The 20451-nt window shown below is 69.6% G+C and carries 18 protein-coding genes; 7 read left to right on the top strand and 11 right to left on the bottom strand.

Annotated elements, in window-relative coordinates; all coding sequences use genetic code 11:
• Nucleotides 1–124: 124 nt before the first annotated feature.
• The 5 genes from AB0H86_RS23670 to AB0H86_RS23690 all read left to right on the top strand — a co-directional run bounded on the left by AB0H86_RS23670 (nt 125) and on the right by AB0H86_RS23690 (nt 5399).
• On the top strand, nt 125–1450 hold the full coding sequence (locus AB0H86_RS23670) for a DUF2252 domain-containing protein (protein WP_362442049.1): 1326 nt from the start codon (nt 125–127) through the stop codon (nt 1448–1450).
• A 79-nt stretch (nt 1451–1529) separates the two neighbouring features.
• The gene (locus tag AB0H86_RS23675; protein WP_362442051.1) at nt 1530–2228 is read left to right on the top strand and encodes a hypothetical protein; all 699 of its coding nucleotides are present in this window, start codon (nt 1530–1532) and stop codon (nt 2226–2228) included.
• Nucleotides 2229–2370: 142 nt separating this feature from the next.
• Nucleotides 2371–3180 (top strand): thioredoxin domain-containing protein, encoded by an 810-nt coding sequence (locus AB0H86_RS23680; RefSeq protein ID WP_362442053.1) that lies wholly within the window; start codon nt 2371–2373, stop codon nt 3178–3180.
• A gap of 93 nt (nt 3181–3273) precedes the next feature.
• Complete coding sequence (locus tag AB0H86_RS23685; protein ID WP_362442056.1) at nt 3274–4944, top strand: alkaline phosphatase D family protein; 1671 nt, start codon at nt 3274–3276, stop codon at nt 4942–4944.
• 101 nt (nt 4945–5045) lie between these two features.
• The gene (locus AB0H86_RS23690) at nt 5046–5399 is read left to right on the top strand and encodes a hypothetical protein (protein ID WP_362442059.1); all 354 of its coding nucleotides are present in this window, start codon (nt 5046–5048) and stop codon (nt 5397–5399) included.
• A 3-nt stretch (nt 5400–5402) separates the two neighbouring features.
• Here AB0H86_RS23690 and AB0H86_RS23695 read toward each other — a convergent pair whose 3' ends face one another.
• On the bottom strand, nt 5403–5972 hold the full coding sequence (locus tag AB0H86_RS23695) for a dienelactone hydrolase family protein (protein WP_362442062.1): 570 nt from the start codon (nt 5970–5972) through the stop codon (nt 5403–5405).
• A 143-nt stretch (nt 5973–6115) separates the two neighbouring features.
• Between AB0H86_RS23695 and AB0H86_RS23700 the strand changes: the two genes are divergently transcribed.
• Entirely contained in the window at nt 6116–7255 is a 1140-nt protein-coding gene (locus AB0H86_RS23700) for a mechanosensitive ion channel domain-containing protein (protein WP_362442065.1), read from the top strand.
• Nucleotides 7256–7410: 155 nt separating this feature from the next.
• Here AB0H86_RS23700 and AB0H86_RS23705 read toward each other — a convergent pair whose 3' ends face one another.
• The 5 genes from AB0H86_RS23705 to AB0H86_RS23725 all read right to left on the bottom strand — a co-directional run bounded on the left by AB0H86_RS23705 (nt 7411) and on the right by AB0H86_RS23725 (nt 12284).
• Nucleotides 7411–8997, bottom strand: a complete 1587-nt coding sequence (locus AB0H86_RS23705; protein WP_362442068.1) for a Na+/H+ antiporter — start codon at nt 8995–8997, stop codon at nt 7411–7413.
• A 91-nt stretch (nt 8998–9088) separates the two neighbouring features.
• Nucleotides 9089–9559, bottom strand: a complete 471-nt coding sequence (locus tag AB0H86_RS23710) for a GNAT family N-acetyltransferase (protein ID WP_362442071.1) — start codon at nt 9557–9559, stop codon at nt 9089–9091.
• Nucleotides 9556–10500, bottom strand: a complete 945-nt coding sequence (locus AB0H86_RS23715; protein WP_362442074.1) for an RluA family pseudouridine synthase — start codon at nt 10498–10500, stop codon at nt 9556–9558. The genes AB0H86_RS23710 and AB0H86_RS23715 overlap by 4 nt, the downstream gene beginning before the upstream one ends.
• Nucleotides 10501–10576: 76 nt before the next feature.
• On the bottom strand, nt 10577–11200 hold the full coding sequence (gene lspA / locus AB0H86_RS23720; RefSeq protein WP_362442077.1) for a signal peptidase II: 624 nt from the start codon (nt 11198–11200) through the stop codon (nt 10577–10579).
• Nucleotides 11201–11270: 70 nt separating this feature from the next.
• Nucleotides 11271–12284, bottom strand: a complete 1014-nt coding sequence (locus tag AB0H86_RS23725; RefSeq protein WP_362442080.1) for a TraR/DksA C4-type zinc finger protein — start codon at nt 12282–12284, stop codon at nt 11271–11273.
• A gap of 1015 nt (nt 12285–13299) precedes the next feature.
• Here AB0H86_RS23725 and ileS point away from each other — a divergent pair.
• Nucleotides 13300–16446 (top strand): isoleucine--tRNA ligase, encoded by a 3147-nt coding sequence (gene ileS / locus AB0H86_RS23730; RefSeq protein ID WP_362442083.1) that lies wholly within the window; start codon nt 13300–13302, stop codon nt 16444–16446.
• Between the two features lie 166 nt (nt 16447–16612).
• On the opposite strand, the gene AB0H86_RS23735 is transcribed toward ileS, so the two are convergent.
• From AB0H86_RS23735 to pgeF, 5 genes are all read right to left on the bottom strand, one after another.
• Nucleotides 16613–17800 (bottom strand): DivIVA domain-containing protein, encoded by a 1188-nt coding sequence (locus tag AB0H86_RS23735; RefSeq protein WP_362442086.1) that lies wholly within the window; start codon nt 17798–17800, stop codon nt 16613–16615.
• A 46-nt stretch (nt 17801–17846) separates the two neighbouring features.
• Nucleotides 17847–18131: a YggT family protein gene (locus AB0H86_RS23740; RefSeq protein WP_266440999.1), complete on the bottom strand. Its 285-nt coding sequence runs from the start codon at nt 18129–18131 to the stop codon at nt 17847–17849.
• A gap of 72 nt (nt 18132–18203) precedes the next feature.
• Nucleotides 18204–18863 carry a cell division protein SepF gene (gene sepF, locus AB0H86_RS23745; protein ID WP_362442090.1) on the bottom strand — a complete coding sequence of 220 codons (660 nt, stop codon included), beginning with the start codon at nt 18861–18863 and terminating at the stop codon, nt 18204–18206.
• 129 nt (nt 18864–18992) lie between these two features.
• Complete coding sequence (locus AB0H86_RS23750) at nt 18993–19712, bottom strand: YggS family pyridoxal phosphate-dependent enzyme (protein WP_362442093.1); 720 nt, start codon at nt 19710–19712, stop codon at nt 18993–18995.
• A 6-nt stretch (nt 19713–19718) separates the two neighbouring features.
• A complete protein-coding gene (gene pgeF, locus AB0H86_RS23755; RefSeq protein ID WP_362442096.1) occupies nt 19719–20450 on the bottom strand; it encodes a peptidoglycan editing factor PgeF in 732 nt (243 codons plus the stop codon).
• Nucleotide 20451 lies beyond the last annotated feature (1 nt).

Raw genomic sequence — 20451 nt, forward strand, 5'->3', positions numbered from 1 at the left:
AGGGCTCCCCCGCGTACCTTCATGTGAAGAAGAACGGGCACTCCGGCCGACCCCCGCACGTTGGTCCGGGCAGGAGATCCGCTCCCACTCGTCACGCACCATCCGTACCAGGAGGCACCCAGCGATGTCGGTTCCGCAGCTCAACGACGAGCACCGCGGCGAGGAGATCCTCGCCGTCTTCGACACCGCCTTCGGCCAGCTCCTGGCCGCCGACCCGGCCGCGTTCCGCGTGAAGTTCCGGAAGATGGCGGCCTCGGCCTTCGCGTTCTACCGGGGCACGGCGTGCCTCTTCTACCACGACCTCACCGACGAGAAGCGGGGCGGCCCGTACCTGGACGAGCGCACCTCCCGGGTGTGGATCCACGGCGACCTGCACGCCGAGAACTTCGGCTCGTACATGGACGCCAACGGCCGGCTGATCTTCAACGTGAACGACTTCGACGAGGCGTACGTCGGCCCCTTCACCTGGGACCTCAAGCGGTTCTCCGCCTCCATCGCCCTCATCGGGTACGCGAAGGCGCTCGGCGACGACCAGATCACCGAGCTGGTGCAGGTGTACGCGGGCGCGTACCGCGAGCGCATCCACGCCCTGGCGACCGGCGCCAAGAGCGACGAGGTGCCGCCGTTCACCCTGGACACCGCCCAGGGCCCGCTCCTGGACGCGTTGCGTGACGCCCGCTCCCTGACCCGCTTCGGGCTGCTCGAGTCGATGACGGAGATCCGTGACTTCGAGCGCCGCTTCGCCCCGGGCGGCGGCTCCATCGAGCTGGACGCGGCCACCCGCTACAAGGTCCTCGCCGCCTTCGACGGCTATCTGGAGACGCTGCCGGAGACCTCGCTGGCCCGCCCCGACTCGTACCGCGTGAAGGACGTCGTCGGCCGCCGCGGCATCGGTATCGGCTCGGCCGGCCTGCCCTCGTACAACATCCTTCTGGAGGGCCACAGCGACGCCCTGGAGAACGACGTCGTGATCTACATCAAGCAGGCCCAGACCCCGGCCGTCTCCCGCCACATCACGGACTCGGCGATCCGGGACTACTTCCAGCACGAGGGCCACCGCACGGTGATCTCGCAGCGCGCTCTCCAGGCGCACGCCGACCCGTGGCTCGGCTGGACCGAGCTGGACGGCTCGGGCCAGTTGGTCGCCGAGGTCTCGCCGTACGCCGTGGACCTCGACTGGGGCGACATCGACGACCCCGAGGAGATCGCGGCGGTCGTCGCCGACCTGGGCCGGGCCACCGCCACCATGCACGCGGCGGCGGACGACCAGTCCGGTGAGTCCCTCGTGCCGTTCTCCACCGAGCGCGCCATCGACGCGGCGATCGCCGCCGACGAGGAGAGCTTCGAGGGCCTCCTGGTCGACTTCGCGCACGCGTACGGCGCACGCGCGCGTGCCGATCACCAGACGTTCGTGGACCTGTTCCGCAACGGCCGGATTCCGGGTCTGTGACGATCCGCTGTCGGTAGGCCCACTCACAGGGATCTTTTAGGGGTCTCTTACCGGGCCACGTGACAGACTCTTCCCCGCTATGGACATATCCGGGACTCAGCTCAGAGCCGTACGCGCGGCGCTGTTCACGGCACTCGTCGTGACACTCAGCAGCGCGTCGCACGTGCTGCTGTCCCGGGTCCCGCTGCCGCTGAACACGGTGGCCGTGATCGCGGCCGTCGTGTTCGTCCTCGCCTACGCCCTGGCCGGCCGCGAGCGCGGCTTCGGCCGGATCGCGGCCCTGCTGATCCCGCTGGAACTGGCCGCCGACACGGTGTTCACCACCGGCCAGCACGTCTGTTACGGCGCGGCCGGCGGCCCGGTCACCGGCCCTCTGCGCTCCGTCGGCTTCGATGTGCTGTGCGGCGACGGCACCGGCCTCGGTGCCCCGCTGGCCCGGGTGACCGGCACCGACACCGACCGGCTCGCGGGGCTGCTCGCCCACGCCGATCCGGCGACCACCTGGCTGCTGCTCGGCGCGCACATCGGTGTCGGTCTCCTCGCGGCCGCCTGGCTGCGCCGCGGCGAGCGGGCGCTGGCCCAGCTGCTGCGGGCGGTGACCGCGACCACGTTCCGCCCGCTGCTGCTGGCGATCGCGGCCGTGACGGTACGCACGGCCCCCGCCGCGCTCCCCGCGCGGCGCCCCCGCCGCCGTACGACCACCGCGCGCGAGCGATTCCTCGTGCACTCCCTGGGACGGCGTGGACCGCCGTGCCCGGCCGCCTTCGCCCAAGCCTGAGCCCGAGCCGGACCTTCGGCCCGAGCGGCACCGAACGGCACCGAACGGCACCGAACGGCGGCTGAGCACCAGCCGGACCCCATACGTATCCCGCACACGACCACACCACGTCCTGTGCGCGTCCCCAACGGAGAACACCACCATGAGCAAGCGGAACAGCCAGGCATCGAAGACGGCCGCCCGGGAACGGCTGCGCGAGGAGCGCGAGCGGCAGGCCAAGCGTGCCAAGGTCAAGCGGCAGGTGATCGTCGCCGGTTCGGTCGTCGCCGTGCTGGCGCTGGCCGGCGGCATCGGCTACGCCGTCGTCCAGTCGCAGAAGCCCAGCCACTGGGAGGCCATGAAGGACGAGAAGGTCGTCGCTCCGGCCAACACCACGGGCACCGACGGCACCACCGTGGTCATAGGCAAGAGCAGCGCGAAGAAGACCCTCAAGGTCTACGAGGACCCGCGCTGTCCCGTGTGCGCACAGTTCGAGCAGACCGTCGGCTCGACGTTGAAGAAGGATGTCGACGGCGGCAAGTACAAGTTCCAGTACGTCGGCGCCACGTTCATCGACAACAAGGACAACGGCGAGGGTTCCAAGAACGCCCTGAGCGCCATGGGCGCCGCGCTGAACGTCAGCCCCGAGGCGTTCCTCGAGTACAAGACCGCGCTCTACTCGACGAAGTATCACCCGGACGAGACGACCGACAAGTTCAAGGACGACGCCTACCTCATCAAGGTCGCGAACACCGTCTCCGCACTGAAGAACAACACGAAGTTCCAGGACGCGGTCAAGAAGGGCACGTACGACGCCTGGGCGATGGCCATGTCGAAGACCTTCGACGACAACAAGGAGGGCGTGACCGGCACCCCGGGCTTCGTCATGGACGGCAAGCAGCTCAACAACGGCACCCCGCTGCTGACAGTGGCCGACTTCGACAAGGTGGTGGGCGAAGCCCTCAAGGGCTGACGCCGGCGGGGAATCCAGCCTCCGCGTGAAGAGCGGGCGAACTTTCCGGGTTCGCCCGCTCTCGATGCATACCGATCAGTAACCTGATCGGTCGTGACCAGTCGATACAGATCATCCGAGAGCGCCGGTTCAGCCAACTCCCTGTCCCCGCGCCGCCGTACGGTCGTCAAGGCCGCAGCCGCCTCCGCGGTGGCGGCCGGTCCGCTCGTCGCCGCCCTGCCCGCGCGGGCCGCCGCCGACGCCCCCGCCTTCCTGCACGGTGTCGCCTCCGGTGACCCACTTCCCGACGGCGTCCTGCTGTGGACCCGCGTGACGCCCACCGCCGAGGCGATACCCGGCTCCGGGCTCGGCCCGGACACTCCGGTCGACTGGATCATCGCCAGGGACAAGGCGTTGACCACCATCGTCGCCAAGGGTTCGGTCACCGCAACCGCCGCCTCCGACCACACCGTGAAGGCCGACGTACGGGGCCTGACGCCCGCGACGGACTACTGGTTCCGCTTCTCCGCCGGGGGCACCGACTCGCCCGTCGCCCGCACCCGCACCGCGCCCGCCGCCGACGCGGCCGTGGCGAACCTCCGCTTCGGCGTGGTCTCCTGCGCCAACTGGGAGGCCGGCTACTTCTCGTCGTACCGCCATCTCGCGGCCCGCGGTGACCTGGACGCCTGGCTGCATCTGGGCGACTACATCTACGAGTACGGCACCGGCGAGTACGGGGCGCGCGACACCGTCGTACGGCCGCACGCCCCGGCCCACGAGATCCTCACCCTCGCCGACTACCGCATCCGGCACGGCAAGTACAAGACGGACCCGGACCTCCAGGCCCTGCACACGAAGGCGCCGGTCGTCGCGATCTGGGACGACCACGAGTTCGCCAACGACACCTGGTCGGGCGGCGCGGAGAACCACACCGAGGGCGCCGAGGGCGCCTGGTCGGCCCGTCAGGCGGCGGCCAAGCAGGCCTACTTCGAGTGGATGCCGGTCCGCCAGGCGATCGCCGGCACCACCTACCGCCGGCTGCGCTTCGGCAAGCTCGCCGATCTCTCACTGCTCGACCTGCGGTCCTTCCGCTCGCAGCAGGTCGGCGTCGGCAACGGCTCGGTCGACGACCCGAACCGGACGATCACCGGTCGCGCCCAGCTCGACTGGCTGAAGACGGGACTGAAGGCGTCCGACACGACCTGGCGGCTGGTCGGCAACTCGGTGATGATCTCGCCGTTCGCCATCGGCTCCCTCTCCGCCGACCTGCTCGAGCCGCTAGCCGAGCTGCTCGGCCTGCCGAAGGAAGGCCTCGCGCTCAACACCGACCAGTGGGACGGCTACACGGACGACCGCCGCGAACTGCTGGCCCACCTGCGCTCGAACGCGATCGGCAACACCGTCTTCCTGACCGGCGACATCCACATGGCGTGGGCCAACGACGTGCCGGTGGACGCCGGCACGTACCCGCTGTCCGCCTCGGCCGCCACGGAGTTCGTGGTCACCTCGGTGACCTCCGACAACCTCGACGACATCGTGAAGGTCCCCGAGGGCACGGTCTCCGCGGTCGCCTCGCCGGTCATCCGGGCCGCCAACCGGCACGTCCACTGGGTCGACACCGACCGCCACGGCTACGGCGTCCTGGACATCACCGCCGACCGCGCACAGATGGACTTCTACGTCCTGTCCGACCGCACGAAAGCCGACGCGACCTCGGCCTGGGCTCGTTCGTACCGCACGCGCACCGGCACACAGAAGGTCGAGCGCACCTACGACCCGGTGTAGAAAACAATTCCGGACGCGCCCGGGAGGATCTTGATAGCGTCGCCCACCGTGTTCGGATCGTCGCACTGACGGTCCGACAGGTTATTCACGATTGGAGTCACATGGCCACCCCCCAAAGTGTCCTGACGAAGACCGCGGTGCTCGGCGCCGCCCTGGCCCTCGCCGGGCTGACCGCCTCATCCGCTCAGGCGCAGGAAGCCACGGCGGCAGCGGCACCGGCGTACGTCAACCTGACCACGCTCGAAAGCTCTCCCATATACGCCGAGCCCACGTCCTCGTCGACGAAGTACCGCACGGAGCCGCGGGGCACGACCCTGCGGATCCAGTGCTCGACCACCAAGACCCCCTCGGGGGCACGGTGGTTCAGGATCTATAACTCCCAGCCGACGTCCTGGGTGTGGTCCGGGCACTTCCAGTCGCTGGTGAACCCGCCGAAGGAGTGCTTCCCGGGCTAGCCGCTACAGCGAGTCGAGGAAGCCGAGCGCCACCCGCCAGGTGGCCTCGGCTGCCTCCTCGTCGTAGTCCGGCAGCTCGGGGTCGGTGTACAGGTGGCCGGCTCCGGCGTATCGGTAGACCTCGACATCGGCGCCGGTTCTGCGCATCTGGAGATACCAGGCGCTCAGCCAGTCGTCGGTCTCGAAGGGATCCGGCTCGGCCACATGCAGCTGGACGGGCAGCTCGTCCACGGTGGCGTTCGCCGCGATGTCCGACGTGCCGTGCAGAAGCAGCAGTCCGCGGGCCTTGCTGTCGCCCAGCGCGAGCGTCTGCGCGATGGAGGCGCCGAGCGAGAACCCGGCGTACACGAGCCCCCGGTCCGAGTAGGGCGCGGCGGCCAGTACGGCCTGCTTGAGCAGTTCGTCCTTTCCGATCTCGTCCTTGACGGCCATGCCCTCCTCGACGGTGTCGAACGTGCGCCCCGCGAAGAGGTCTGGCGTCCACACCTCGTGCCCGGCGGCGCGCAACCGGTCCGCCGCCGCGGCCACGGCAGGTCTCGGACCGTAGGTCGAATGGAAAAGCATGATGTTCATGAGGCCATGGTGCCAGCCGGGTACGACACCGGGGATTCCGCGGCGGCTCACGCCCCGGACCCCGCCTCAGGAACACCGCCCTACCCACATGGCGTCGTAAGTCACATGTTCATGAGTGCCCGGGGACGGTTACGTTCGGAGGCATGGAGAACGTACTCCGCCCACTGCTAGTGGTCGGCGGCTCGGTTCTGCTCACGCTGATCATCGGCTGGGCCACCGACCTGCTGCTGCGCAAGGCCGACGGACGACATCACGAGACCCCGATGTGGGGTCTGCTGCGTCGTGGCCGCATCCCCTACCAGCTCGTACTCTGCGCGGCCCTGTTGAGAGGGCTGTACGACGAGGCGCAGCTGCTGGATCGGCACGAGGTGGCGATCGGCCAGGCGCTCACGCTTGTCCTCATCGGGGCCGCCGCCTGGCTGGTGATCCGGATCGCCTCCGCGATCGTGGAGACCTCGTACAGCCGCTACGCGCGCGCCCATCGCGACCCGGCCCGGGTCCGTCGGGTGCGGACCCAGGTGACGCTGATCATGCGTGTGGTCTCCGCCGTGGTCGGCGTGGTCGCGGCGGCGTCGATGCTGCTGACGTTCCCCGCGTTCCGCGCGGCCGGCGCCTCGCTGCTGGCCTCGGCCGGCGTCCTCGGCATCGTCGCCGGTGTCGCCGCGCAGTCGACGCTCAGCAACTTGTTCGCGGGGCTGCAGATCGCCTTCGGCGACATGGTTCGCATCGGTGACACGGTCGTGGTGGACGGCGAGTGGGGCACGGTCGAGGAGATCACACTGACCTTCCTGACCGTGCGGACCTGGGACGAGCGCCGGATCACGATGCCCGTGTCGTACTTCACGTCCAAGCCGTTCGAGAACTGGTCGCGCGGGAGCCCGCAGATGACCGGCATCGTGTTCTGGCACCTCGACCACGCGGCCCCCATCGACGCGATGCGCGAGAAGCTGCGCGACATCCTGCGCGAGTGCCCGGCCTGGGACGGCCGCGCCTACGGCCTGGACATCACGGACACCACCCCGAACACCATGCAGGTACGGGCCCTGGTGACCGCCAAGGACGCGGACGACATCTGGACGGTACGGGTCAAGGTCCGCGAACACATGATCCGCTGGCTCTCCGAAGAACACCCGTACGCCCTCCCCCGCGTCAACACGGCCGAGGCGGCCGTCCCCCACAGCCGAAGCAACGGCAGCCCGCCCCACGACGGAGCGGCCCCCTCCCGGGACACCAAACCTCCCCGCCGCATCCACGAAATACCCCGAGCCGGCCCAGGCCGCTGAACCAAAAACCCAAAACGCCCACACACGGGCGCGGTCGCTCCCCTCGGACCCCAGACCCCTGAGGGCTGGGGTCCCGGCGTGGGGCCCTCCGCCCGACGGCGACGGGGCCGGGCCCGCGGTCGCCGACGGCGAGTCACCCCGCAGGCAAGGCCCGCTCACTTCAAGCTACGCACATCAAGATGCCGAAGCACCCGGTCGACCACCTCCGGATCCGCCCCGGGTTCACTCCGCGCGGCCAACACCTCATGCCGCGCCGCGCTCAACATCTCCCCCTGGATCCGCCGCACCCGCTTGAGCCTCCGCGCCCGCTGCACATGGGCCTCCCGCCGCTCCTCCTCCCCCATGTCCGGACTGATCCGCATCCCGATGTCGAAGGCCCGCCGCAACATCTGCTCGGACAACTCGTCCGGCAACTCCTCCACCGCCTCGATCTCCCGGAGCCTCCGCTTCGCCGCCTTCGCCGCCCGGACCGCCAACGCCTTCTCGAAGTCCTTCTCCCGATCCGTGTCGGCCCGCACCCCCAGCCGCTTCACGAGCCACGGCAACGTCAACCCCTGAAGCACCAGCGTCGCCATGATCACCCCGAACGCGATGAACACGATCTCGTCCCGGTCCGGAAAGGCCGAACCGTCATCCGTCTTCAAGGGAATCGCCAGCGCCAACGCCACCGACGCCACCCCCCGCATCCCCGACCACCACATGACGACGGTCTCCCGCCAACTCGTCGGGATTTCCTCGTCGTAGTCGCGCCGCGCGTGCAACCGCTTGGTCAGCCAGGTCGCCGGCATCAACCACAGCAGCCGCACGAACACGACCACCCCCACGACCGCCGCCGCCCACCCGAGCATCTCGGCCCACCGCCCGGCTGCCGTCCTGATCGCGTTGTGCAGCTCCAGCCCGATCAGCCCGAACGCCACGCCGGTGACCAGCGTGTCGACGATGTTCCAGAAGGTGTGCCCGGCCAGCCGGGTCAGCACATCGTCGGCGTTGGTGGCGTACTCGGCGAGGAACAGCGCGGTGGTGAGCACGGCGAGCACCCCGGACCCGTGGAACTCCTCCGCCAGCACGTACGAGGCGTACGGCACCAGCAGCGTGAGCCCGATCTGCAGGGTGGCGTCGTCGAGCAGGTCCATCAACTTGTTGGCGCCCCAGCCCAGCACCAGCCCGACCGCCACCGCGACGACGGCGGACAGCACCAGGTCGAGCCCGGCCTTCCAAGGCGAGAACGCCCCACTCACGGCCGCCGCGATCGCCACGTGGTACAGCACGATGGCCGTGACGTCATTGAAGAGCCCCTCGCCCTCCAGGATGGACACCAGCCGACGCGGCAGCCCGAGTTGCCCGGCGACGGCGGTCGCGGCGACCGGATCGGGCGGCGCCACCAGCGCGCCGAGCGCCACGGCGGCGGCGATCGGCAGCCCGGGCACGATCGCGTGCGCGACGACGGCCACGGTCACCGTGGTGACGAACACCAGCGCCACGGCCAGCAGGAAGATGGGCCGTAGGTTGGCCGTGAACTGCCGCCAGGACGTGCGTCGTACGGCGGCGTAGAGCAGCGGCGGCAGCAGCGCGGGCAGGATGAGATCCGGCGGGATGTTGACGTTCGGCACGAAGTCGAGCAGGGCGAGGACTATCCCGAGGAGCGTCATCAGCACCGGTGCCGGCACTCCGAACCGCTCCCCCACCGGGACGCTCACCACGGCCCCGAGCAACAGCACGAACAACAGGGCCAACTGATCCACGGCCGGCCCTCCCGGGGCGTCTCGGTGTTCACACGGCGAATCTCAAGCCTGCCACGCGACCGTGCTCACCTGCCCTTCCGGCAGCCCCCGGTCACAGAACGCGGCGCATGGCCCGGTGCGGGATCCCCGCGTCCGGGAACTCCGGGCCGTAGGCCACGTATCCCAGCCGTTCGTAGAACCCCGTCGCGTGTGTCTGGGCGTGCAGATCCACGGCCGTGAGTCCACGCGAGCGTGCCGCGTCCTCGATGGCACCGACGAGCGCCGCCCCGACGCCGAGTCCACGTGCGGCCTTTGTCACCGCGAGCCGCCCCAACGACCCCACGGACCGATCTCCGTCGGTCGTGGCCGCGGCCGCCTCGCCGTGCAGCAGCCGGCCCGCGCCGAGCGGTACACCGTCCTCCCGGACCGCCAGGACATGCACGGCTACGTCGTCATAGGCGTCATACTCGAGATCCTCGGGGACCCCCTGCTCGGCCACGAAGACCTCCTTGCGCACCGCGAAGCAGGCCTCCCGGTCGGCGGGGTCCTCGGCGACGCGCAGCGCGTACGACGTCGGGCTCATGCGTAGGTCTCCTCGCGGACCTGGTCCAGGGCCTGCTGCAGGTCGTCCGGGTAGCCGCACTCGAACTCCACCCACTGCCCGTCCCCGGGATGCTCGAAGCCGAGCCGTACGGCGTGCAGCCACTGGCGGGTCAGCCGCAGCCGCTTGGCGAGCGTGGGGTCGGCGCCGTATGTCAGGTCTCCGACGCAGGGATGGCGGTGCGCGGCCATGTGGACGCGGATCTGGTGGGTGCGCCCGGTCTCCAGCTTCACGTCGAGCAAGGAGGCGGCACGGAACGCCTCGATCAGGTCGTAGTGCGTGACCGACGGCTTCCCCTCGGCGGTGACCGCCCACTTGTAGTCGTGGTTCGGATGGCGGCCGATGGGCGCGTCGATGGTGCCGCTGGTCGGGTCGGGGTGGCCCTGGACGAGCGTGTGGTAACGCTTGTCGACCGTGCGCTCCTTGAACTGGCGCTTGAGCGAGGTGTACGCGTACTCCGACTTGGCCACGACCATCAGGCCGGAGGTGCCCACGTCCAGGCGGTGCACGATGCCCTGACGCTCGGCGGCGCCCGAGGTGGACATGCGGTACCCGGCGGCGGCGAGCCCGCCGATCACGGTCGGCCCGGTCCAGCCCGGCGAGGGGTGCGCGGCGACACCGACCGGCTTGACGATCACGACCACTTCGTCGTCGTCGTGCACGATCTCCATGCCCTCGACCGGTTCGGCGACGATCTGCACGGGCGCGGGCGCCTGCGGCATCTCGACCTCCAGCCAGGCCCCGCCGTGGACCCGCTCGGACTTCCCGACCACCGACCCGTCGACCGTGACCTTCCCCGCGGCGGCGAGTTCGGCCGCCTTCGTCCGGGAGAAGCCGAACATGCGGGATATGGCGGCGTCGACGCGCTCGCCCTCAAGGCCGTCGGGAACGGGCAGGGCACGGATCTCGGGAATGGTACTCACCCGTCGAGTATGCCGGACGGGCCGGGTCTCCCCGTACGGAGCCTGTGGACAACCCCTCCCCGGACCTCCGGCGGACTCAGTCCTTGTGGACGGTGCCGTCCGGGTCGAGCCCCTTGAACGACAGCAGCACGATCAGGATGCCGCCGCACACGATCGCCGAGTCGGCGAGGTTGAAGACCGCGAAGTGCTTGGGCGCGATGAAGTCGACGACCGCGCCCTCGAAGACGCCCGGCGAACGGAAGATCCGGTCGGTGAGGTTGCCGAGCGCGCCCCCGAGCAGCAGCCCGAGCGCGATCGCCCAGGGCAGGCTGTAGAGCTTGCGGGCGAGCCGGGCGATGACCACGATCACCGTCGCCGCGATCATCGTGAAGATCACGGTGAAGGCCTCGCCGAAACCGAAGGCCGCGCCCGCGTTGCGGATGGCCTCGAACCGCAGCCAGTCCCCGACGATCTCGATCGGCGCGTGGTGCTCCAGCTTGGCGACCACGATCATCTTGCTGATCAGGTCGAGGGCGTAGGCGAACACCGCGACCGCGAACAGGACGGCGATCCGCCGCTTGCCCCTGGGTCGCGCGCCCGCGCCCTGCTGCCCTGCCGAACCGGAATCCGGACCGGAATCCGGACCGGACGACTGCTCCGGCTCGGCCCCAGCCCCCTCCGGGGAATCCGGCGTACCGATGATCCGCTCCGCCTCTGCCACGTGAGTCCCTCAACCTAGGTACCTGAGTGAGGACGAGAGTACGGCACGCCCACCGGCACCCGGGTACTGGTCAGTACCGTCGTTCCTGCTTCTGCTTGCACTCGACGCACAGGGTCGCCCGCGGGAACGCCTGCATCCGCGCCTTGCCGATGGGGTTGCCGCAGTTCTCGCACAGGCCGTAGGTGCCGGTGTCGAGCCGTCCCAGGGCGCGCTCGGTCTGGATGAGCATCTCGCGCGCGTTGGCGGCGAGCGACAACTCGTGCTCGCGCGTGATGTTCTTCGTCCCGGTGTCCGCCTGGTCGTCGCCGGCGCCGTCCCCGGAGTCCCGCATCAGGCCCACGAGGGACTCCTCGGAGGCGGTGATCTCGTTGCTCAGCCTCGTCGCCTCGGACTGCAGCTCGGCGCGTGCCTCCTCGACCTCTTCCGGGGTCCAGGGGTCCTCGCCCGGGCGCACCGCGAGTTCGCCGGGCTCCGCCGCGGAGACGCGCGCCTTGGGTACGGCGGTCTTGGCCGCCGTGGCCCTGCCAGGGGTCTTCTTCGCAACCACCGTCGTGGCTCCCGTCTGCTCCGCGGCCTCGGCCGCGCTCGCCCTCTTGGACGTGCTCTTCCTGGCCGCAGCCGTCTTGGCTGGGCCCTTCTTCTGGGCGCTCTTCGTAGCAGCGCGCTTCGTGGCCGCCCCCCGCGTGGAGACACCCTCCGCGGCCACACCCTTCGCGGCAGCGCCTTCCTTGGCCACACCCTTCGCGGACGCACTCTCCTTGGCCGCGCCCTTCGCGGACGCACTCTCCTTGGCCGCGCCCTTCGCGGACGCACTCTCCTTGGCCGCGCCCTTCGCGACCGCGCCCCCTGAAGAGGCCCGCTTCGTGGCTACCCGCTTCGTGGCCGCCCGCTTCGTGGCCGCCCGCTTCGTGGCCGCCCGCTTCGTGGGCGCACTCCCTGCGGACGCGCTCTCCGTGGAGACGCCCTCCATGGACGCGTCCTTCCCGGCCGCGATCTTCTTCGCGCCCGTCTTCTCCTCGGCCGCCACCTTCCTGGCCACGGCCTTCTTCGCGGTCTCCTCGGCCCCTGTTTCCTCGGCGCCCACCTTCCCGGCCGCCGCCTTCCGCCCAGCCGCCTTCCTCCCGACCACCGGCTTTCTACCGGCTGTCGCCTCGCCTCTTGGTCTCTCCGCTCCCTCTCCCCCGACCGCCCTCCCGGAGGGAGCCCCCTTCGAAGCCGCGGCCGCCTTTCCAGAGGCCGCCTTTCCAGAAGGCGCCTTCCCAGAGACCTTCTTCCCAGTGGCCTTCTTCACCGGTGCCGCCTCCTTCGCGGCAGCCTTCTCCCCCGCAGTACCTGCTGCCCGACCAGCCGCCGGACCCACCGTCTTCACGGCCTTGGCCTCCCGCTCGGCCGCGCCCCCCTGCGCGCTCTTCTTCCCGCCGACGTCCTTGGCCGCACCGCCGGAGGCACCCGGAGACCCGGACGCCGGCTGCTGTACGGCGGTCTTCTTCGCCACCATGGCCGCGGCCCCTTCACATATTGTGATCTTGCACGCGAATCGTTCTGGGACGATAAATCGACTTCAGTCCCGCGGCAACGGGGCAAACCGCCTGATTCACCACCTCGCGGAATCCGCGCGCCAAACTTGCATGCGTTGTGCCCAGCTCCCCGCCGGGTAATCCGCCGGGCGGACCGTCCCAGAATCCGAACAAAGGCACCTCGCCATTCGGGTCACCCCGGGCGCCGCCGAGCCCAGCCGTGCGGCGCCGGAAAACCGGTCGGCCTCTGTCCTCGCGGCGCCGTACACTGGGCGGAGCGAAAAGCGTGGATGGGGACGAGTAGCGGCGTACGCAGCCCAGAGCGACCCGGGGACGGTGGAAGCCCGGGGGCGAGCGCGACGTGAAGATCACCCCGGAGTCGCCGGAAGAAAGCCGCAGAGACCCAGCAGCGGCGAGTAGAACCGGCATCGCGACCCCAATGAGGGGGCTCACCGGCGTGCACGGCGCACCGGAGGGCCAAGGAGGGTGGTACCGCGGGAGCGCGCCGAAAGCGGCGCAGGAATGACACAGCTCTCGTCCCTCCGGACGGAAGGCAGCAAGTCCGCCGGAGGAAGCCCGCTGATGACAACGCCGACGTACCGCCAGGTGCCTGCCCAGGTCGACCTGCCCGCCCTCGAGCACTCCGTGCTCGACTTCTGGCACGAGCAGAAGATCTTCGCCAAGACCTTGGAGCAGTCCGAGGGCCGCCCGGAGTGGGTGTTCTACGAAGGCCCACCCACGGCCAACGGCATGCCCGGCGCCCACCACATCGAGGCCCGCGTCTTCAAGGACGTCTTCCCGCGCTTCCGCACCATGCGCGGCTACCACGTGGCCCGCAGGGCCGGCTGGGACTGCCACGGCCTCCCCGTGGAGCTGGCGGTCGAGAAGGAACTCGGCTTCAACGGCAAGAAGGACATCGAGGCGTACGGCATCGCCGAGTTCAACGCCAAGTGCCGCGAGTCCGTGACCCGCCACACCGACGCCTTCGAAGCGCTCACGACCCGCATGGGTTTCTGGACGGACCTGAACGACCCGTACCGCACCATGGACCCCGGCTACATCGAGTCCGTGTGGTGGTCCCTCAAGGAGATCTTCAACAAGGGCCTGCTGGTCCAGGACCACCGCGTCGCCCCCTGGTGCCCGCGCTGTGGCACGGGCCTGTCTGACCACGAGCTGGCGCAGGGATACGAGACGGTCGTCGACCCCTCGGTGTTCGTCCGTTTCCCGCTCACCTCCGGTCCACTCGCCGGCGAGGCCGCGCTCCTGGTCTGGACGACCACCCCCTGGACGCTGGTGTCCAACACGGCGGTCGCCGCGCACCCCGAGGTGACCTACGTCGTCGCCACGAAGGGCACAGACGGCGCGGAGAAGCTGGTCGTCGCCGAGCCGCTCGTCGGCAAGGCGCTCGGCGAGGGCTGGGAGACCACCGGCCAGACCTTCACCGGCGCCGAGATGGAGCGCTGGACGTATCAGCGTCCGTTCGAGCTCGTCCAGTTCCCGGAGCCCGCCCACTACGTGGTGAACGCCGAGTACGTGACGACCGAGGACGGCACGGGTCTGGTCCACCAGTCCCCCGCCTTCGGTGAGGACGACCTCAAGGTCTGCCGCGCCTACGGCCTGCCGGTCGTGAACCCGGTCCGCCCGGACGGCACCTTCGAGGAGGACGTCCCCCTGGTCGGCGGCGTCTTCTTCAAGAAGGCGGACGAGAAGCTCACCGAGGACCTCCAGCAGCGCGGCCTCCTCTTCAAGCACATCCCGTACGAGCACAGCTACCCGCACTGCTGGCGCTGCCACACCGCGCTCCTCTACTACGCGCAGCCGTCCTGGTACATCCGCACCACCGCCATCAAGGACCGTCTCCTCCAGGAGAACGAGAACACCAACTGGTTCCCGGACTCGGTCAAGAACGGCCGCTATGGCGACTGGCTGAACAACAACATCGACTGGGCGCTGTCCCGCAACCGCTACTGGGGCACCCCGCTGCCGATCTGGCGCTGCGAGGACGACCACCTCACCGTCGCCGGCTCCCGCGCCGAGCTCACCGAGCTGACGGGCACCGATCAGTCGAACCTGGACCCGCACCGCCCGTACATCGACGACGTCACCTTCGCCTGCCCGCAGTGCGAGAAGACGGCCACGCGCGTGCCGGAGGTCATCGACGCCTGGTACGACTCGGGTTCGATGCCGTTCGCGCAGTGGGGCTACCCGCACAAGAACAAGGATCTGTTCGAGGCGCGCTACCCGGCGCAGTTCATCTGCGAGGCCATCGACCAGACCCGCGGCTGGTTCTACACCCTGATGGCCGTCGGCACCCTGGTCTTCGACAAGTCGTCGTACGAGAACGTCGTCTGCCTCGGCCACATCCTCGCCGAGGACGGCCGCAAGATGTCCAAGCACCTGGGCAACACCCTTGAGCCGATCCCGCTGATGGACCAGCACGGCGCGGACGCCGTCCGCTGGTTCATGGCGGCCGGCGGCTCCCCGTGGGCGGCCCGCCGCGTCGGCCACGGCACGATCCAGGAGGTCGTCCGCAAGACGCTCCTGACGTACTGGAACACGGTCGCCTTCCAGGCCCTGTACGCACGCACGTCCAACTGGGCGCCCAGCGAGGCGGACCCGGCCCCGGCGGACCGCCCGCTGCTGGACCGCTGGCTGCTGTCCGAACTGCACGCCCTCACCGACCAGGTCACCCAGTCCCTGGAGGCCTACGACACCCAGCGCGCCGGCAAGCTGCTCTCGGCGTTCGTCGACGACCTGTCCAACTGGTACGTACGCCGCTCCCGTCGCCGCTTCTGGCAGGGCGACAAGGCCGCGCTGCGCACGCTGCACGAGGTCGTGGAGACGGTCACCAAGCTGATGGCCCCGCTGACCCCGTTCATCACCGAGCGGGTCTGGCAGGACCTGGTGGTCCCGGTCGCCCCGGACGCCCCGGAGTCGGTGCATCTGACGTCGTGGCCGGAAGCGGACCTGACGGCGATCGACCCGGAGTTGTCCCGGCAGATGCTCCTGGTGCGCCGCCTGGTGGAGCTGGGCCGTGCCACCCGCGCGGAGTCGGGCGTGAAGACGCGGCAGCCGCTGAGGCGGGCGCTGATCGCGGCGACGGGCTTCGACACGCTGAGTCCGGAGCTGCACACGCAGATCACGGAGGAGCTGAACGTCGAGGCGCTGGCGTCGCTGAGCGAGGTCGGCGGCAGCCTGGTCGACACGACGGCCAAGGCCAACTTCCGCGCCCTGGGCAAGCGGTTCGGCAAGCGCGTCCAGGAAGTGGCGAAGGCCGTCGCGAACGCGGACGCGGCGGCACTGTCGCTGGCCCTGCGCGCGGGCACGGCGTCGGTGGAGGTCGACGGCGAGACGATCACCCTGGCTCCCGACGAGGTGATCATCACAGAGACCCCGCGCGAGGGCTGGTCGGTGGCGTCCGACTCGGGCGCGACGGTCGCCCTGGACCTGGAGATCACGGAGGAGCTGCGGCAGGCGGGCCTGGCCCGTGACGCGATCCGTCTGATCCAGGAGGCCCGCAAGAACAGCGGCCTGGACGTGGCCGACCGCATCGCCCTGCGCTGGACGGCGACGGACCCGGCGGTGATCGCGGCCCTGACCGAGCACGCCGGCCTGATCGCCGACGAGGTCCTCGGCACGGACTTCGCCCACGGCGAGGCGGACGACACCTACGGCACTCCGTTCACGGACGAGGGTCTGACACTGACGTTCCGTCTGCGCAAGGCGTAGGCCGGACGCGCCTAAGCCGGACGCACGAGGGCCCGGTCTCCCGCTCGGGGAGGCCGGGCCCTCGTGACTGGCACCGCCGCCAGGACACGCACAAGGGCGGGGCCCCGGATCGAAATCCGGGGCCCCGCCCTGAACGCTTCCGACATCTACGTCGTACTACCAACCGTCAGTTGTCGTCCTCGTCGATCAGGAAGCCACGCATCGGCGAGGGAGCCTGCCCCATCGACGACGGGCCCTGCGGCCGTACCGGCGCCATCGGCTGGGTCATCGCCGGGGACATCCCCTGCTGACCGCCGTAGGACGGAGGAGCCGGCGACGGCCCGCCGCCCATCGACTGGTTGCCACCGTACGACGGTGCGGTCGCACCGGCCGGGGCCATGGACGGCGCCGGGGACGGCGGCAACGACGCGGCAGCCGGAGCGCGCGGCGGGGCCAGCGAGTCGTCGGCCTGGGTCTCCAGCTGACGCAGCTGCGACTCCAGGTACGACTTCAGGCGCGTGCGGTACTCGCGCTCGAAGCCGCGCAGGTCCTCGACCTTGCGCTCCAGCGTGGCGCGGGCGGACTCCAGGGAGCCCATCGCGACGCGGTGCTTCTCCTGCGCGTCCCGCTCCAGGGCGTCAGCCTTGGCACGGGCGTCACGCTCAAGACCCTCGGCACGCGAACGCGCCTCGCCGACGATCTTGTTGGCCTCGGAACGAGCCTCGGCGATCGCCTGGTCGGCGGTCTGCTGGGCCAGCGAGAGGACACGGGCGGCACTGTCGCCGCCGGGTCCCTGACCGGGGCCGCCCATCGGACCGCCCATGGGGCCACCCATCGAGCCGCCCATCTGCTGCTGCATGGGGGGCTGGCCACCCATCTGACCCTGGCCCATCTGACCCTGGCCCATCGGACCCTGTCCCATGGGGCCCTGACCCATCGGACCGGGACCCTGCGGGCCGCCCTGACCACCGGAACCGGCGGGCAGCTGCGGGGCACCGCTCGGCAGCTGGGGCGGGCCACCCATGGGGCCACCCATCTGCTGCTGCGGCGGGCCAGATATGCCGGCAGGTACGGGAGCGCCGGGACCTCGCATGCCCTGCTGAGGCATGCCCTGCTGAGGCGGCATGCCCTGTTGCTGTTGCTGCTGCTGGTCCTGCGGCGGTTCCGGAGGCTTGCGCATGTTCTGCTGATTCTGGGCAGCAGCGCGCGTGGCAGCGGCCAACTTGGCGCGCAGGTCCTCGTTCTCGCGGAGCAGTCGGGTCAGTTCGGCTTCGACCTCGTCGAGGAAGGCATCGACCTCGTCCTCGTCATAGCCTTCTCGGAGGCGGACGGTCGTGAACTGCTTGTTCCGCACGTCCTCGGGGGTCAACGGCATCTCTTCACCTCAACGTAGTCGTCGGCATTCGGCAAGACCGTATCGTTCACAGCCGGCTCACGACGGAGATCAGGATGTAGACGATGATCATCAGTACGAAGAAGGACAGGTCGAGCGCCACGCCCCCGAGACGCAACGGCGGGATGACCCGCCGTAGAAGCTTGAGCGGTGGATCAGTGACAGTGTAAGTGGCCTCCAGAACGACCACCATCGCCTTGCCGGGCTGCCACGAGCGGGCGAACTGGAAGACGTAGTCCATGACCAACCGGAAGATGAGCACGATGAGGAAGCACATCAGCGCGATGTAGATGACATCCAGGACCACGCTCATTACTGGTGCTTCCCTCTCCCCTGTTTCCGTGCTGCTGGGTACTGCTCGTCCTGCTGATTCCGGTCGTGCGTCTCAGCTCTGGTTGAAGAACCCGCCCTCTGCGATGCGGGCCTTGTCCTCCGCCGTGACATCGACGTTAGCAGGAGACAACAGGAACACCTTCTGCGTCACCCGCTCGATGCTGCCGTGAAGACCAAACACCAAACCGGCCGCAAAGTCGACAAGTCGCTTGGCGTCTGTGTCATCCATCTCGGTCAGATTCATGATCACCGGAGTGCCCTCACGGAAGTGTTCCCCGATGGTACGGGCCTCGTTGTAGGTCCGAGGGTGAAGTGTGGTGATCCGGTACGGCTCTCGTTCCGACACGACCTTGGGCATGATCACCGGTGCGTTCTTCTCCAGACTTGCGCGTTCTTGTGTGATGGATGCCACGGGCGCGATGCGCGCCGGACGCCCGGATTCCGCGCCTAGCGAAGCGGATCGGGGCACCGGCTCACGCGGCACCGAAGGCTGTACTACTCGCACCGGTTCGTCCCTTTCAGACTGAAGCGCCTGGTGGGACTGGTGCGAGCCGTGTGACTGGTGCGACGGCTCATGCCGTCGTCGGTCCCGCTCGGGCTCCGGGTCCAGTTCGGGTTCGAAGTCGTCATCGGGGTCAAACCCGCGGCCGTCGTACCCATCGTCCTCCACGAGGCCGAGGTAGACCGCCATCTTGCGCATCGCGCCGGCCATGCTCCGAGTCCTCCGCTCTGTGGTGGATCGACTGACTACAGCCAAGTGCCCGCGATCCACGAGGTCGTTGTGCCCGCTGTTCAGCGGTAATGACCATATTTTCTGCTGTGGTCCGACTTCCTGGCGACGTTACCCGAGCCTGGGGCGGACTCCGAGTACCGAGGTGCCGACGCGTACATGTGTCGCTCCGGCCACCACGGCCTGTTCGAGATCCGCACTCATCCCTGCCGAGACCATGTTCGCAGCCGGATGGGCTCGGCGCAGGTCAGTCGACAAATCCATCAACCGCTCGAACGCCGCCTGTTGACGGCCGGCGTACTCCCCGGTCAGCGGTGCGACGGTCATCAGTCCGCCCAGTCGCAGACCCGGCGCCTCGGCGAGGAGGTCGGCCAACTCCTCGATCCCGCCGGGCGCCACACCACCTCGCTCGCCTCGTTCGTTCTCGCCCGCGTCGAGGGCGACCTGGATCAGGCAGCCCACCTCACGCTCGGCCCGCACGGCCTCCCTGGACAGGGCCGCCACCAACTTGGAACGATCGACGGACTGCACAAGATCCGCGTAACCGACCACGGATCGCACTTTGTTGGTCTGCAACTGACCGACGAAATGCCAGGAAAGCGGCAGATCCGCACAAGCGGCGGCCTTGGGCGCCGCGTCCTGGTCGCGATTCTCGGCCACGTGCCGCACGCCGAGCTCCGACAGCATCCGCACGTCGCCCGCGGGATACGTCTTGGTGACCACGATCAGGGTCACCTCCGCACGCCCCCGCCCGGCGGCAGCGCACGCCGCAGCGATGCGTTCCTCCACTTTCGCCAGGTTCGCGGCGAGTTCGTCCTTACGTTCTGTCATGCCCCATCAGTCCAGCCAGACATAGCTCGCGAGCCGTCCCGTGGTCCGGTCTCGGCGATACGAGAAGTGGTCCCCCGACTCCAGCGTGCACACCGGCGACTGCTCCCGGTCACGCACCCCGATCCGTTCGAGTTGCGCGTGCACGCCGGCGGTCACGTCGACCGCCGGTGTGCCCCAGCTCGTCTCGGCGTGTGCCGCCGGTTCGACGGCTGCGACCTCGGCGCGCATCGTCTCCGGCACTTCGTAGCAGCGGCCACAGACGGCGGGGCCGGTGCGGGCGACGATCCGGGACGGTTCGGCGCCGATTTCGATCATGGCCCGGACGGCTGCCGGGACGACCCCGGCGACCATCCCGGGCCGGCCCGCGTGCACGGCCGCGGCCACCTTGGCGACCGGGTCGGCGAGCAGGACGGGCGTGCAGTCGGCGGTGAGCACGGCGAGGGCCACTCCGCGCCGGGCGGTGACGACCGCGTCGACCGCGGGGACCTCGGCAGCAGGCCCCCCGGGGCCGTCGACCACCAGGACGTCCGGCCCGTGCACCTGGTTCATCCAGACCACCTGGGCGGGCTCGAGACCGAGGGACTTGGCGGCCAGTTCACGGTTGGTCCGTACGGCGTCGGGCTCGTCGCCGACCGCCGCGCCGAGGTTGAGCTCCTCGTACGGAACGGCGCTCACCCCGCCCCACCTGTCGGTGAAGGCGAAGTGCGCGCCGCTCACGGTGTCGCGCTGTCTTATCACG

This window comes from Streptomyces sp. NPDC050997 (genome assembly GCF_040660135.1).
Taxonomy (GTDB): Bacteria; Actinomycetota; Actinomycetes; order Streptomycetales; family Streptomycetaceae; genus Streptomyces.

What these genes read in the sequence shown, in the direction of transcription:
- AB0H86_RS23670 (WP_362442049.1), top strand. Translation starts at nt 125, where the DNA reads ATGTCGGTTCCGCAGCTCAACGACGAGCACCGCGGCGAGGAGATCCTC.
- AB0H86_RS23675 (WP_362442051.1), top strand. Translation starts at nt 1,530, where the DNA reads ATGGACATATCCGGGACTCAGCTCAGAGCCGTACGCGCGGCGCTGTTC.
- ileS (WP_362442083.1), top strand. Translation starts at nt 13,300, where the DNA reads ATGACAACGCCGACGTACCGCCAGGTGCCTGCCCAGGTCGACCTGCCC.
- AB0H86_RS23695 (WP_362442062.1), bottom strand. Translation starts at nt 5,972, where the DNA reads ATGAACATCATGCTTTTCCATTCGACCTACGGTCCGAGACCTGCCGTG.
- AB0H86_RS23750 (WP_362442093.1), bottom strand. Translation starts at nt 19,712, where the DNA reads ATGACAGAACGTAAGGACGAACTCGCCGCGAACCTGGCGAAAGTGGAG.
- AB0H86_RS23735 (WP_362442086.1), bottom strand. Translation starts at nt 17,800, where the DNA reads ATGCCGTTGACCCCCGAGGACGTGCGGAACAAGCAGTTCACGACCGTC.
- AB0H86_RS23710 (WP_362442071.1), bottom strand. Translation starts at nt 9,559, where the DNA reads ATGAGCCCGACGTCGTACGCGCTGCGCGTCGCCGAGGACCCCGCCGAC.
- sepF (WP_362442090.1), bottom strand. Translation starts at nt 18,863, where the DNA reads ATGGCCGGCGCGATGCGCAAGATGGCGGTCTACCTCGGCCTCGTGGAG.
- AB0H86_RS23700 (WP_362442065.1), top strand. Translation starts at nt 6,116, where the DNA reads ATGGAGAACGTACTCCGCCCACTGCTAGTGGTCGGCGGCTCGGTTCTG.
- AB0H86_RS23690 (WP_362442059.1), top strand. Translation starts at nt 5,046, where the DNA reads ATGGCCACCCCCCAAAGTGTCCTGACGAAGACCGCGGTGCTCGGCGCC.
- AB0H86_RS23680 (WP_362442053.1), top strand. Translation starts at nt 2,371, where the DNA reads ATGAGCAAGCGGAACAGCCAGGCATCGAAGACGGCCGCCCGGGAACGG.
- AB0H86_RS23740 (WP_266440999.1), bottom strand. Translation starts at nt 18,131, where the DNA reads ATGAGCGTGGTCCTGGATGTCATCTACATCGCGCTGATGTGCTTCCTC.